General features: G+C 72.9%; 14 protein-coding genes and 1 tRNA gene. 8 read left to right on the top strand and 7 right to left on the bottom strand.

Going from position 1 to position 12,128, the window contains the following annotated elements; genetic code table 11:
* The first annotated feature begins 135 nt into the window (after window positions 1-135).
* From AC3IX6_RS24505 to AC3IX6_RS24490, 4 genes are all read left to right on the top strand, one after another.
* Entirely contained in the window at window positions 136-456 is a 321-nt protein-coding gene (locus AC3IX6_RS24505; protein WP_489364628.1) for a hypothetical protein, read from the top strand.
* 376 nt (window positions 457-832) lie between these two features.
* Window positions 833-2,002, top strand: coding sequence for a helix-turn-helix domain-containing protein (locus tag AC3IX6_RS24500; protein ID WP_383940501.1), 1,170 nt, complete (start codon window positions 833-835; stop codon window positions 2,000-2,002).
* A gap of 82 nt (window positions 2,003-2,084) precedes the next feature.
* Entirely contained in the window at window positions 2,085-2,687 is a 603-nt protein-coding gene (orn, locus tag AC3IX6_RS24495; protein WP_250741286.1) for an oligoribonuclease, read from the top strand.
* A gap of 96 nt (window positions 2,688-2,783) precedes the next feature.
* A tRNA-His gene (locus tag AC3IX6_RS24490) sits at window positions 2,784-2,856 on the top strand.
* A 65-nt stretch (window positions 2,857-2,921) separates the two neighbouring features.
* Here the strand turns inward: AC3IX6_RS24490 and AC3IX6_RS24485 are convergent.
* Entirely contained in the window at window positions 2,922-3,794 is an 873-nt protein-coding gene (locus AC3IX6_RS24485) for an NAD(P)H-binding protein (protein WP_489364625.1), read from the bottom strand.
* A 103-nt stretch (window positions 3,795-3,897) separates the two neighbouring features.
* Between AC3IX6_RS24485 and AC3IX6_RS24480 the strand changes: the two genes are divergently transcribed.
* A complete protein-coding gene (locus tag AC3IX6_RS24480; protein WP_489364624.1) occupies window positions 3,898-4,398 on the top strand; it encodes a MarR family winged helix-turn-helix transcriptional regulator in 501 nt (166 codons plus the stop codon).
* A gap of 125 nt (window positions 4,399-4,523) precedes the next feature.
* Window positions 4,524-5,819: an MFS transporter gene (locus tag AC3IX6_RS24475; protein ID WP_489364623.1), complete on the top strand. Its 1,296-nt coding sequence runs from the start codon at window positions 4,524-4,526 to the stop codon at window positions 5,817-5,819.
* On the opposite strand, the gene AC3IX6_RS24470 is transcribed toward AC3IX6_RS24475, so the two are convergent.
* The 6 genes from AC3IX6_RS24470 to AC3IX6_RS24445 form a co-directional block, all read right to left on the bottom strand.
* Window positions 5,734-6,036, bottom strand: coding sequence for a hypothetical protein (locus AC3IX6_RS24470; RefSeq protein ID WP_489364621.1), 303 nt, complete (start codon window positions 6,034-6,036; stop codon window positions 5,734-5,736). The two genes, AC3IX6_RS24475 and AC3IX6_RS24470, sit on opposite strands and share 86 nt — an antisense overlap.
* A 130-nt stretch (window positions 6,037-6,166) precedes the next feature.
* Window positions 6,167-6,841 (bottom strand): NADPH-dependent F420 reductase, encoded by a 675-nt coding sequence (locus AC3IX6_RS24465; RefSeq protein ID WP_489364619.1) that lies wholly within the window; start codon window positions 6,839-6,841, stop codon window positions 6,167-6,169.
* Between the two features lie 124 nt (window positions 6,842-6,965).
* On the bottom strand, window positions 6,966-7,607 hold the full coding sequence (locus AC3IX6_RS24460) for a disulfide bond formation protein B (protein WP_489364618.1): 642 nt from the start codon (window positions 7,605-7,607) through the stop codon (window positions 6,966-6,968).
* An 11-nt stretch (window positions 7,608-7,618) separates the two neighbouring features.
* Entirely contained in the window at window positions 7,619-7,783 is a 165-nt protein-coding gene (locus AC3IX6_RS24455; protein WP_489364616.1) for a DUF5993 family protein, read from the bottom strand.
* A gap of 68 nt (window positions 7,784-7,851) precedes the next feature.
* Window positions 7,852-9,225 (bottom strand): sensor histidine kinase, encoded by a 1,374-nt coding sequence (locus AC3IX6_RS24450; protein WP_489364614.1) that lies wholly within the window; start codon window positions 9,223-9,225, stop codon window positions 7,852-7,854.
* Between the two features lie 7 nt (window positions 9,226-9,232).
* A complete protein-coding gene (locus AC3IX6_RS24445) occupies window positions 9,233-9,922 on the bottom strand; it encodes a response regulator transcription factor (RefSeq protein ID WP_489364612.1) in 690 nt (229 codons plus the stop codon).
* Window positions 9,923-10,001: 79 nt separating this feature from the next.
* Here AC3IX6_RS24445 and AC3IX6_RS24440 point away from each other — a divergent pair, with 79 nt between their 5' ends.
* Entirely contained in the window at window positions 10,002-10,550 is a 549-nt protein-coding gene (locus tag AC3IX6_RS24440) for a hypothetical protein (RefSeq protein WP_489364610.1), read from the top strand.
* A 68-nt stretch (window positions 10,551-10,618) separates the two neighbouring features.
* Window positions 10,619-12,121, top strand: a complete 1,503-nt coding sequence (locus AC3IX6_RS24435) for a class I adenylate-forming enzyme family protein (protein ID WP_489364608.1) — start codon at window positions 10,619-10,621, stop codon at window positions 12,119-12,121.
* Window positions 12,122-12,128 lie beyond the last annotated feature (7 nt).

Raw genomic sequence — 12,128 nt, 5'->3', positions numbered from 1 at the left:
GGAAGAGCCCGCAGGGAGCACGCCGTGCCCGGTCATCCGCGAGGCCATCGAGGTCTTGGCCCCGTCCAGCCCGCTCAGTCGCCCGCTCAGCCGACGCAGTCCGTCCACATGCCGCCCCCTCCCCTTCACTCGTCCGTGCAGCCCGCCCGGGGGGCACACGAGGACCCCGCGGGTGACGTGGTGCGCTGGGCGGCCTTCAGCTGCCTGCTCGTCCCCGTGGTCCTCGTCGTCTACGGAACCTCCTTCGGCGGGGCCGCCGTCGCCACCCTCGGCCTCGCGGCCGTCACGGCGGCCTGCCGGGTGCTGCTGCGCCACTCCGAACAGGCGGAGCGGAATGCCGCCCGGGTCCTCTCGGAGGACCGATTGGCGCCCTCGCACCGGGGCCGGCACTCGCGTGCCGGGACCTCAAGTCAGCGCGGATGTCAGGTTTCCGGCGGGATGTCCCCTCACGACTGACCGATTCGCACATCCACACCCGCATGTTTTCAGCCAACTTCCCGGCAGGTCACCCCCCTTGCCGGAATGTCCCCCCGACCCCCTCACCATCAGCGACTACGGCGCCACAAGGGGTCTTTGACCCTACGAGTACTGGCCATGGCCGGACAGTGCGCTTTCCACCCGGGTAGCGGAGTGGAACGCTTCCTGATCGAATGCTTTTCGCCAAGTTGCCAAGTCGACATAGCGCTGCGTGCTGAACTTGTCACGCCGACACCACGGGACGCAGTAGATTCGATCATGTATTTACGGCGGGGGAGCCACGTGCAAGGCCGAGGGGATACGTGCAGGTGCGACCAGACCAAGGAGTCGCGACACCCAAGGGGGGCTTAGCGCCATGAGCCAGGATTCCACCGCCGTCGTCGTTGACGGCAGGAAGCTCGCGGGGCGTCGCCGCAGGGAGATCGTCGCGGTGCTGCTCTTCAGCGGCGGACCGATCTTCGAGAGCTCCATTCCACTTTCCGTGTTCGGCATTGACCGGCAGGACGCGGGAGTTCCACGCTACCGACTGCTCGTGTGCGCCGGTGAGGACGGTCCGCTGAGGACCACCGGCGGACTCGAACTGACCGCGCCATACGGGTTGGAGGCGATCGCCCGGGCAGGCACGGTCGTCGTTCCCGCGTGGCGTTCCATCACCTCACCGCCGCCGCCGGAGGCGCTCGACGCGCTGCGTCTGGCGCACGAGGAGGGGGCCCGGATCGTCGGACTGTGCACGGGGGCATTCGTGCTCGCCGCCGCCGGTCTGCTGGACGGCCGGCCCGCGACGACGCACTGGATGTACGCGCCGACGCTTGCCAAGCGCTACCCGTCCGTCCACGTCGATCCGCGCGAGCTGTTCGTCGACGACGGCGACGTGCTGACGTCCGCGGGCACCGCGGCCGGAATCGACCTGTGCCTGCACATCGTGCGCACGGACCACGGCAGCGAGGCGGCGGGCGCACTGGCCCGCAGGCTCGTCGTCCCGCCGCGCCGCACGGGTGGCCAGGAACGCTACCTCGACCGGTCGCTGCCGGAGGAGATCGGCGCCGACCCGCTGGCCGAGGTCGTCGCCTGGGCACTGGAACACCTCCACGAGCAGTTCGACGTGGAGACGCTGGCGGCGCGCGCCTACATGAGCAGGCGCACGTTCGACCGGCGGTTCCGCTCGCTCACCGGCAGTGCGCCGCTGCAGTGGCTGATCACCCAGCGGGTGCTCCAGGCACAGCGGCTGCTGGAGACCTCCGACTACTCGGTCGACGAGGTCGCCGGACGCTGCGGGTTCCGCTCGCCGGTCGCGCTGCGCGGGCACTTCCGCCGCCAGCTGGGGTCCTCCCCGGCCGCCTACCGCTCCGCCTACCGGGCCCGCCGCCCGCAGGCGGACGTGGTCCAGGTGGCTCAGCTGTCGGAGTCGCCGGTCCCGCACCAGCGCACTCCGCAGCCGCAGCGGGCGGCCGCGGCCCTGGCCGCGTCCGGTCCCACGGTGACGGAGCTGTACGCCCCGGGCCGGGTGCTGCGCGAGCACGCGTAACAAGGTCCCGGGAAGGTCCCCCGCATCAGTGGTCACCTCGGTGGTCACCGATGCGGGGGACCTTCCGCATAAGGTGGGGCGCATGAACGATCGCATGGTGTGGATCGACTGCGAGATGACCGGGCTCTCGTTGACGGACGACGCACTTATCGAGGTGGCCGCACTGGTCACCGACTCGGAGCTCAACGTGCTCGGCGAAGGCGTGGACATTGTGATCCGCCCGCCGGACGCGGCCCTGGAAACCATGCCCGACGTGGTGCGCGAGATGCACACGGCGTCCGGCCTGCTCGACGAGCTGGCCGGCGGGACCACCCTCGCGGACGCGGAGGCACAGGTCCTGGCCTACGTACGGGAACACGTGAAGGAACCCCGCAAGGCCCCGCTCTGCGGAAACACGGTCGGCACCGACCGCGGCTTCCTGCTGCGCGACATGGCCGCACTGGAGGGCTACCTGCACTACCGGATCGTGGACGTGTCCTCGATCAAGGAGCTGGCACGCCGCTGGTACCCGCGCGCCTACTTCAACAGCCCGCCGAAGAACGGCAACCACCGGGCGCTCGCGGACATCAAGGAGTCCATCGCCGAGCTGCGCTACTACCGGGAGGCCGTCTTCGTACCGCAGCCCGGTCCGGACTCGGACACGGCGCGCACCATCGCCGCCAAGCACGTCGTCCCCGGCGCCTAGCACCCACCGGAGAGGGGTACGGGAAAAGGTGGGAGCGAGCACCCTCCCCGACCCTGTACCCTTTTCTTCGGCCGGTCGGTTTTCCGACCGGACATGGTGGGTGTAGCTCAGTTGGTAGAGCACCTGGTTGTGGTCCAGGTGGCCGCGGGTTCAAGTCCCGTCACTCACCCTGCACAAGGGCCCCGTTCCGCGAAAGCGGACCGGGGCCCTTTGCCATTCCCCGGGAAGACGGTCCTAGGACCGGAAGGCGTGCGCGTGGTCGGCGGACCAGGTGTCGAAGGTGCGCGGGGCGCGGCCGGTGAGCCGCTCCAGGTCGCCGGTGAGGTCGACCGGGAGACCGTCCGAGGCGGACCAGAAGTCGAGCAGGGCCTCCGCATACGGGCCCGGTATGTAGCCGTCGGCCTCGGACTTCCACTGCGCGCGCGAGACGGGCTCGAAGGGTATGGGGTGGCCTACGGCCTCGCCCAGTATCGCCAGCTGCGCGGCGAAGGTCAGCGTCCGCGGCCCGGTCAGGGTGTACGCGCGACCCCCGAGCGAGGGGTCGGTGAGGACCGCGAAGGCGGCTTCGGCGAGGTCGGCCTCGTGGACCGGGTCGCTGTACGCACCCGGGTACGGCAGGTGGACGGGGTGGCCCGATTTCATCGCCCAGGCCCAGCCGAGGGCATTGCTCGCGAAGGATCCGGGGCGCAGCAGCGTCGTGCGCAGCGGGGAGTCGAGGAGTGCCCGCTCCACCGCAAGGTGGGAGGCGGCGAGGGGGCTGTCGGCTGCGTCGGGGGCGAGGACCGAGGAGGAGGACAGGAGGACGACGTGTTCGACGCCGGCACCGACGGCCTCCTTCACGAAGTCCTCGATGGCGGCGGCCTCGGCATAGAGGAAGACGGAGCGGACTCCGGCGAGGGCTTCGGGGAAGGTCGCGGGATCGGTGAGGTCGCAGTGGACGGTGCCGGGTGTGTCCGGCTCGCGGGATGCGAGGCGGTGTGGGACGCCGCGGGCGGTGAGGAGGGACGAGAGACCGCGGGCGACGGCGCCACGGCCACCGGTGACGAGAACCTTCGGTGGCGCGCTCCGCGTGTTCGGCGTGTTCGGCGTGTTCGGCGTGTTCGACATGGCGGATTCCTGCTCTTCTCTGTTCTAGACTGAATACGTGACACAGATTCTGCGTGACACACTCTCTGCGTCACACAGATAAATTTGGAGCACGGAGAAGCCGATGTCAACCGATTACGCTCGTTCGAGTGATGAGTGGACCCGCGCCGAGCTGCTCGCGCGCATCGTCACCGAGAGCCAGCGGCACTACGCCGACTACTCGCTCTTCAACCAGGCCATGGCCGACCACGTCGGCCTGCACCCCACCGACATGCAGTGCGTCGCCCTCCTCGACATGGAGCCCGAACCGGTCAGCACCGGTGACATCGCCCGGCTCACCGGCCTGACCTCCGGATCCGCCACCCGCCTGGTGGACCGCATGGTCAAGGCCGGCATCGTCGAGCGGCACGCCGACCCGAACGACCGCCGCCGCTCCCTCGTCGCCCTCGCCCCCGCCGCCCGCGACCGGATCGGCGCCGCCTGGGAGACCCCGGGCCGCGCCTTCGGCGCCGTTCTGGCGAGCTACTCCGACACCGAACTCGCCGTCATCGCCGACTACCTGCACCGCGCCGCCGAGGTCGGCCGCGCCCAGGCCAAGCGGCTGACCTCGGGCGACAGCGACTGACCTCGGAGGCAGCGACCGACGGCCCCGCCCTACCGAAGCGGCCGCTCCGGCGCTAACCTCCCGCCCAACGGGCAACAGCGCACGCCGGAGAAACGGGAGGGTCGGCGTGCGGCTGGAGGTTGCCCATGCCCACATCCGCCCCCGCCGGCTTCCGCGGGGTGTTCGCCCTCGGCGGCCGCGCCCTCCCCGCCTACGGGTTCCTCGCCCGCCTCCCCGCCGCGCTGTGCCCCATCGGGACGCTGCTGCTCATCAACGAACGCGACGGCATCGGCGACGCCGGGACCATCGCCGCCGCCCTCTGGCTCGGCCAGGCCCTGGGAGGCCCGGTCATCGGCCGGCTCGCCGACCGGCGCGGCCACCGGCCCGTCCTGCTGGTCGCCTGCGCCGCGAACGCCGCCGTGCTCCTCGCCCTGGTCGCCGCCGTCCTCGGCGGGCTGCCGCTCGCCGCCCGGATCGCCCTCGCCGTCGCCGCGGGCCTCACGGCCGCACAGGTCGGGCCGCTGGCCCGGGCCCGGTGGGCGCGGCTGGCCGGGGAGGACAAGGCCCTGGTCGGGGCCGCGCTCTCCTTCGACACCACCGTCGACGAGGTCGGCTTCATGGTCGGGCCCGCGCTGGCCGGAATCCTCGCGGTGACCGTCCACCCCGCGTCGGCGCTGCTCCTCGCGGCCGCCCTGGGCCTGGTGTTCGGGACGCTCTTCGCCCTGCATCCCACAGCGCCCGGGCCGACCGAACCGACGGGCCCGACGGGACCGGGCGCCGCCGCGCGGGGCGACGTACGGCTGTGGTCTCCGGGGCTCGCCCTGCTGTTCGTCGTGGCCGTCCTGCAGGGCGCCTCGTGGAGCGGGGCCAATACCGGGGTCAACGCGCTCGCCGTGTCGGTCGGCTCCCCCGGGGCCGCCGGGCTCGTGTGGGCCGCCATGGCCGTGACCAGCTCGGTGGCCGGCTTCGTGACCGTGGCCCGGCCCGGAACCGCCGGCCTGACCGTCCGGCTGCGCGGGACCATCGCCGCCCAGGCGCTGCTGACACTTCCGCTGCTCGCCGTCTCCGGCCTGTGGGGGGCGGCCTTCGCCGTCGCCGGCATCGGACTGGCCGTCGCCCCGCACCTGATCGCGCTGTTCGGCCTCGTGGAACGGGCCGGCCCCGCACGGCGGATGGGCGAGGCCATGCCCCTGGCCGGCAGCGGTCTGATCATCGGCCAGGCACTGGCCGCCGCGGTCTCCGGTCCGCTCGCCGCGGCCTACGGGTACCGGGCCGCTTTCGCCGTCTCGTGCACGGCCGCGGCCGCCTCAACGGTACTGGCGTGGGCGGCCGCCGACCGGGTTCTGGGGCCAGGGCTCAGCCCGGCGAAGCCTTCATCGCCGCCAGCCCCTTCGCCAGGTCCTCGGCGTTCATCACCGGGGACACCTCCAGCTCGGCGTTGAACTGCAGCAGCAGGTCCTCGAAGAGGGGCGGCAGCTGAGAGCTGTCCTGGAGGTCGAAGACGACCCAGCAGGACCGGACGCCCTCGTCGAGACCGAAGTAGGCGGCCTCCGGCTTCACCTTGTCCATGAGCGCCTTGAGGGCTGCCGGGAGGGCGCCGCTCTTGATGCCCTCGTTCGTCGCCGCCGTGTCCATATGGGCCTTGAGCATGACTCTCATGCGCGGCTCCTTTCGTCACGGCCACCCTGGGCGCGGGTGCGGGGGGCGGCAACATCTCCGCCTCCGTCCGGGCGGGGGCTACGCCGTCCGGCTAATCCGTCGGGCTGATCACTCCGGCTGATCACTCCGGCTACTCCGTCCGGGTCGCTCCCTGGATGTGGAAGTTGAAGTCCGTGTGCCCGAGGGTCCCCATCAGCCGGAGCCAGACCGGCAGCAGCATCTCCGTGCCGCGCGCCGTCTCGATGCCGCCCAGGTCGATGACGGTGTGCTCGCGCCAGTCGAAGGAGTACAGGAGCTCGCGTACCGCCTTCTTGGCCTCGGCGTCCTCACCCGAGAGGAAGACGGTGTGGTCGCCGGGGACCCGGGCCGGGTCGACCATGACCTGGCAGTTCATGGTGTTCAGCGTCTTGACCACGCGCAGCCCCGGGAAGGTCCGCTGGATCAGCTCGCCCAGGCTGTCGCTGTCCACCGGTTCGAGCCCGGGCGGGAACCCGCGCGAGAAGTCCAGCGGGTTCGCGATGTCGATCAGGATCTTGCCGTCCAGGTGCGCGGCGTCGGCCTCCGTCAGGGCGGCCACGCTGACCTGCCCGCCCGTGGCGTTGACGAGCACCTCGCCGAGCCGCGCCGCCTCCGCGAAGGGGGCGAGGCCCGCCTCCGGGTGGGCCTGCTGCCATGCGGCGTACTCGGTGCGCTCGAGGGTGGCCCCGGGGTCCCGGGTGCCGATGACGACCTCGTGGCCGAGGGAGAGCAAGCGGGCGGCCACCGTACGGCCGACGATCCCGGTGCCGAGGACTGCATAGCGCATGACGGCTTCCCATCGCGTACGGAAGGAATCGGGGAAAGGAACCAAGCGGAAGAGAAAGGCGGACCCACTCAAGCAGGTCGTACGGATTCCCGCGCGGGAGGCGTCAACTCCGCGCCAACCTCAGCTAGTCCAGGATCCCCACGTCGTAGAAGAACTGATAGCGCGTCGGGTCGTCCGGCAGGAACCAGTGGAAGCCCTCCTCCAGGAAGACGGCCACGAGGTTCACGGCGATCACCAGCCCCAGGAACCACAGCGCCACCATCCCCACCGTGCGGTACGGTCCCGGGTCCTCGGCCGGGACGGCCCGGTCCGCGGTGGCGTGGGCGAAGGCCAGGACGATGCCCACGGCGACGACCGAGGCCTGGAAGAGGATCCACGCCCAGACGTAGAGGTGCAGGCCGAACACCTCGCTCCCGTACCCCTTGTCGCCCGGCAGGATGTGCAGCATCGTCTGCCGCCACGAGGCGAAGGAGCCGGCGATCACGGCGACCAGGGACAGGCCCCAGCCCATCATGTAGTCGCGGCCGGTCACCGCCCCGCGCAACAGGGCCGTGCGGACGATGTGGGCCGCCCCCATGGCGGCCAGCAGCATGAACATCCGCTGCACGATGCAGAGCGGGCACGGGTACTCCCCCAGCCCGAACTGGTAGAAGAGCCCGCCGCACACCACCCCGGTCCAGCCGATGGCGAAGGCGCACGCGAACCAGAACTGGACCCGGCCCAGCAGGCCGCCCTCCAGCTGTGCCTCCGGAAGGAGGCTGGACATCGCGGCCACGGTCAGTAGCTCAAGGTGAGGGCGAGACCGCTGGTGATGTGGTGCGCCATCAGCAGGATCACGGCGAGGAGCACGAGCCACCAGGCGCCGAGCACGACGAACCGCGGAGAGTCCCGGTACATCGCGATCAGGGTGGCGAGGAGGCCGCCGAAGATGAGGGTGTCCATGGCGCGGACCGTACCGACCGGGGGACGTACCGGGCGCGCGGCGCGCCCCCGCCGCCCGCAGGGTTACGTCAGTTGCGTCGCCGCTTGCGTCGGCTGCGTCCGGCGCGCCCCGAGTCTCCCCGGGCCCGCCCGTCCAGCGCGATCCACACCCGCACCTCGGTGCCGCCGAGCACCGAACGCCCCAGCCGCACGTCCCCGCCCGTCGATTCCGCGACCCGCCGGACGATGTCCAGCCCCAGGCCCGTGGACCCGTCGCGGCCGCCGTCGTTGCCGCGCCGCAGGGCCGCGTCCGGATCGGCGATGCCGCCCCCCGCGTCCGAGACGAGCACGATGACCGCGTCCCCCGCGTCGTGGACGTCCACCGCGAAGGGCGTGCCCTCCGGGGTGTGCCGGAACACGTTGCCGAGCATGGCGTCCAGCGCCGCGGCGAGCTCCGGCCGGGCCACGGGGATCCGTACCGTACGGTCGACCCCCGCGAGCCGCACCTCGCGGCCCTCGTCCTCCGCCAGCGCCGACCAGAACCCCATCCGGTCGCGGATCACCTCGGAGGCGTCGCAGCCCGCGCCCGGCCCCTGCGCGGCGGCCGGGCGCTGCTCGCGGGCTGTACGGATGATCGTGTCGACCTCCCGCTCCAGCTGCTCCACGGCCGCCCGGGTCTGCTCCGCGGCCGGGCCGTCGCCGAGGGAGGCCGCGTTGAGCCGCAGGACCGTCAGCGGCGTCCGCAGCCGGTGCGAGAGGTCGGCGGCCAGCTCCCGCTCGTTGGCCAGGAGTTCCACGACCTGGTCCGCCATCGAGTTGAAGGCGACGGCCGCCGAGCGGAGTTCCTTCGGCCCCTCCTCCGGGACCCGGGCCCCCAGCCGCCCCTCGCCCAGCCGGTGCGCGGCGTCCGCGAGCCGCTCGGCGGGCCGCACCAGACGGGCTCCGAGCCGGTCCGCGACCGCCACCGAGCCCACGATCAGGGCGAGGCCGACGCCCGCGAGGACCAGCCAGGCGGTGGCGACGCCATTGCTGACCTCGCTCTCCGGAACCAGGATCTCCACGACGGCGATGTCCCCGGAGCCGAGCGCCACGGGCTGGAGCAGCGCGGAGCCGCCGCCCGCCACCGGGACGGTCGCGGCCCGCCCGATCCGCCGGGTCTCGGAGACGGCCCGTTCACCGGCCCAGCCGTCGCCGACGTCCACGCGCGGGTCGTCCCCGACGGCCGGCACGTGCACGGCCATCCGCCGGTCGGCGCCCATCTGCGTGGACTCCACGGCCTTCCGCAACTGCACCGGGTCGGTGGTGATGGACAGCGTCGGCCCGATGGTGGCGGCCTGCCGCTCGGCGTTGGAGAACGCCCGGTCGCTGGCCATCTCCTGGACGACCATCCCGAGCGGTACGGCGAAGGCCACGACCACCATCACGGTGACCGCGAGGCACACCTTGACCAGGGCCCACCTCATCGGCGGATCACCGCGGCGGCTCCAGCTTGACCCCGACCCCCCGCAGCGTGTGCAGGTAGCGCGGACTGGCGGCGGTCTCGCCGAGCTTGCGGCGCAGCCACGACAGGTGGACGTCGATGGTCTGGTCGTCGCCGTACGACTGCTGCCAGACCTCGGCGAGCAGCTCCCGGCGGGCCACGACCACGCCCGGCCGCCCGGCCAGGAAGGCCAGCAGGTCGAACTCCCGGCGCGTGAGGTCCAGTACGGCCCCGTCCAGCTCGGCCTGCCGGCGCAGCGGGTCGATCGCGAGACCGCCGACGCGCAGCACCCGGGAGGGCGGCTCGGCCCCGGCGGCGGAACGGGCACGGCGCAGGACGGCGGCCATCCGGGCGGAGAGGTGTTCCACGGAGAAGGGTTTGGTCAGGTAGTCGTCGGCGCCGTCGTTGAGCAGCCGGACGATCTCCGCCTCGTCGTCGCGGGCGGTCGCGATGATGACGGGCACGTCGGTGATCCCGCGCAGCATCTTGAGCGCCTCGGCCCCGTCCAGGTCGGGCAGTCCGAGGTCGAGGATCACCACGTCGAAACGGTTGTGGGCGACCTCGCGCAGCGCCTCCAGAGCGGTGCCGACGCTGCGCACGGTGTGCGAGGCCTCGGTCAGGTGCCGGATGAGGGCGGAACGTACGAACTGGTCGTCCTCGACCACGAGCACACTTGCCATGGCCCGCACCGTAGCCCATCCGGGGGACCCCGAGGGGTGGCGGGCCGGGTCTGGGGCGGGTGGTGCAGTATGTCCCCCGATGCGAAGAGGACTTGTCGGTAGAGCAGTCGGCCATGCGGGGGCGTGGACCCTGGCGACCGGGGCGGCGGTGACGCTGTCGTGGTGGGGCGTGCACTCGGTCATGTCCGGTACCGCCTACGATCCGCCGCTCGCGGTGCCGCTGGCCACGCAGCCCCTCTCCTCCTCCACCCACCGGGCGCAGCCGCCGGATCCGACGCCCTCGCCGTCGCCGTCCCCCTCCCCCTCCGCGTCCACCGCGCCGGCCTCTCCGTCCCCTTCCCCTTCCCCCTCGGCCAAGCCCTCCGCGACGCCCACCCCGCGTTCGCAGCGGCAGGGGACCCCGAGCGCGAACGTGAAGGCGTACAGCGTCTCGGGCGGCCGCGTCGTCTTCGATCTCGGCGCCGCCTCCGCCGAGCTGGTGTCGGCGACCCCGCTGGCCGGCTGGCGGATGCAGGTCTGGAAGCAGCCGTCCTGGATCCGCGTCACCTTCACCCGTGACGGCCGGGAGGTGTCGGTGTTCTGCACCTGGCACGACCACCCGCCGCTGGTGGAGACCGTCGACCCCTAGCCGGCCGATCCATCGGCCGACCCGTAGGGCCCGTGCCCCGGCTCGGGCCCGCCGGATACCGTGGCGCCATGAGCACCGGCGCGCGGTACGTCACCGACCTGATCGACGCCTGCGAGCGGTACGCGGACCGGCCCGCCTTCGGGTCGGGGCCCTGGGTCCTGACCTACTCCGAGGTGCTCGCCTGGACGTACCGGCTGGCGGGCGCCCTGGCCGAGCTGGGGATCCGGCGCGGCTCCGGGCTGGCCTGCGTATCGGCGGGGAATCCGCCCGAGACCCTGCTCGTGCGGCTGGCCGCGCACGTGCTGGGGGCCCGGCTGACCCACGTGTGCGTCGGCCCCACCACCCACGGACTCGACCACCTGCTACGGGACTGCGCGCCCGCCCTGGTGGTCCACGACACCCCGGTGCCGCCGGGCCCGGGCGCCCGCATCGGCCTGGCCGCCCTGCTGGAGTCGGCCTCCGCCCGCAAGGCACTGCCCGTCGAGGTGGCGGCGCGCGGCGAGGACGTGGCCCGGGTGACCTACACGGGCGGTACGACGGGCCGGCCGAAGGGGGTGGCCTCGACCTTCGCCGCGATGGCGGCCCGTACGGCCACCCGCACCGACGCCCCGGGCTCCCCGGACTCCGCCCCGCTCACCTTCGTGTCGACCGACTCGCTCTCCCAGCGCTCCGGCGGCCGGTGCCTGGAGCAGCTGCGGGTCGGCGGCCGCTCCGAGATCCTGCACCCCTTCGGCACCCGGGAGTTCGCCGAGGCCTGCCGGCGGCTCGGGCCCGCGGCCACGTACCTGACGCCCTCCATGCTGTACCGGCTGCTCGACGACCCGGAGACCGCCGACGGCGTGCCCGGCCTGGTACGGGTCTCCTACGGCGACTCCCCCGTGCACCCCGAGCGGCTGCGGCGGGCGCTGACCCGGTGGGGTCCGGGGGTGCGCTGGACCCAGGGCTACGGGATGAACGAGGCCGGGGTGCTCAGTCGGCTCTCCCCGGCCGACCACGACGCGGCGGCCGCCGACCGCCCCCACCTGCTCGGCTCCGTCGGCCGCCCGGCGCCCGGGGTGGAGGTCGAGGTGCGGGAAGCGGCGCCCGGGGCCACCGGTGAGGTGTGGGTGCGGTCCCCCATGGTCATGGCCGGCTACCGCAACCAGCCCGCCCTGACCTCCGAGGTGCTGCACGACGGCTGGCTGCGCACGGGGGACGTCGGGCATTTCGACGCCGACGGGTACCTGTACCTCGACGACCGGGTCAAGGACGTGGTCATGGTGCACGGGGCGAACATCTACTGCGGCCCGATCGAGACGGCCCTGACCCGGCACCCCGCCGTGGCCCGGGCGGCCGTCGTCGGGCGGACGGACCCGCTGACCGGGGAGGCGGTGTGCGCCTTCCTCGTCGCGGCCCCGGGGCACGCCCCGACGGACGAGGCGGCGGACGGGGCGTGCGCGCTGGTGGCGGCGGAGCTGGCGCCGGGGCAGCGGCCGGCGGCGGTGTTCTGGCTGCCGGCGCTCCCGCTGACGGACCGCGGCAAGCCGGACAAGCGGCGCCTGCGGGAGCTGGCGGCGGCTGCCCGGGAGTAGCCGCGGG

This window comes from Streptomyces sp. GL_141, assembly GCF_057834385.1.
Note: the sequence above shows the minus strand (reverse complement) of the source record. Positions and strands in the feature narration are given on the sequence as shown.

What these genes read in the sequence shown, in the direction of transcription:
- AC3IX6_RS24470 (WP_489364621.1), bottom strand. Translation starts at nt 6,036, where the DNA reads ATGAGAGTCATGCTCAAGGCCCATATGGACACGGCGGCGACGAACGAG.
- AC3IX6_RS24465 (WP_489364619.1), bottom strand. Translation starts at nt 6,841, where the DNA reads ATGCGCTATGCAGTCCTCGGCACCGGGATCGTCGGCCGTACGGTGGCC.
- AC3IX6_RS24460 (WP_489364618.1), bottom strand. Translation starts at nt 7,607, where the DNA reads ATGTCCAGCCTCCTTCCGGAGGCACAGCTGGAGGGCGGCCTGCTGGGC.
- AC3IX6_RS24485 (WP_489364625.1), bottom strand. Translation starts at nt 3,794, where the DNA reads ATGTCGAACACGCCGAACACGCCGAACACGCCGAACACGCGGAGCGCG.
- AC3IX6_RS24445 (WP_489364612.1), bottom strand. Translation starts at nt 9,922, where the DNA reads ATGGCAAGTGTGCTCGTGGTCGAGGACGACCAGTTCGTACGTTCCGCC.
- orn (WP_250741286.1), top strand. Translation starts at nt 2,085, where the DNA reads ATGAACGATCGCATGGTGTGGATCGACTGCGAGATGACCGGGCTCTCG.
- AC3IX6_RS24475 (WP_489364623.1), top strand. Translation starts at nt 4,524, where the DNA reads ATGCCCACATCCGCCCCCGCCGGCTTCCGCGGGGTGTTCGCCCTCGGC.
- AC3IX6_RS24440 (WP_489364610.1), top strand. Translation starts at nt 10,002, where the DNA reads ATGCGAAGAGGACTTGTCGGTAGAGCAGTCGGCCATGCGGGGGCGTGG.
- AC3IX6_RS24435 (WP_489364608.1), top strand. Translation starts at nt 10,619, where the DNA reads ATGAGCACCGGCGCGCGGTACGTCACCGACCTGATCGACGCCTGCGAG.
- AC3IX6_RS24455 (WP_489364616.1), bottom strand. Translation starts at nt 7,783, where the DNA reads ATGGACACCCTCATCTTCGGCGGCCTCCTCGCCACCCTGATCGCGATG.
- AC3IX6_RS24450 (WP_489364614.1), bottom strand. Translation starts at nt 9,225, where the DNA reads ATGAGGTGGGCCCTGGTCAAGGTGTGCCTCGCGGTCACCGTGATGGTG.
- AC3IX6_RS24480 (WP_489364624.1), top strand. Translation starts at nt 3,898, where the DNA reads ATGTCAACCGATTACGCTCGTTCGAGTGATGAGTGGACCCGCGCCGAG.
- AC3IX6_RS24500 (WP_383940501.1), top strand. Translation starts at nt 833, where the DNA reads ATGAGCCAGGATTCCACCGCCGTCGTCGTTGACGGCAGGAAGCTCGCG.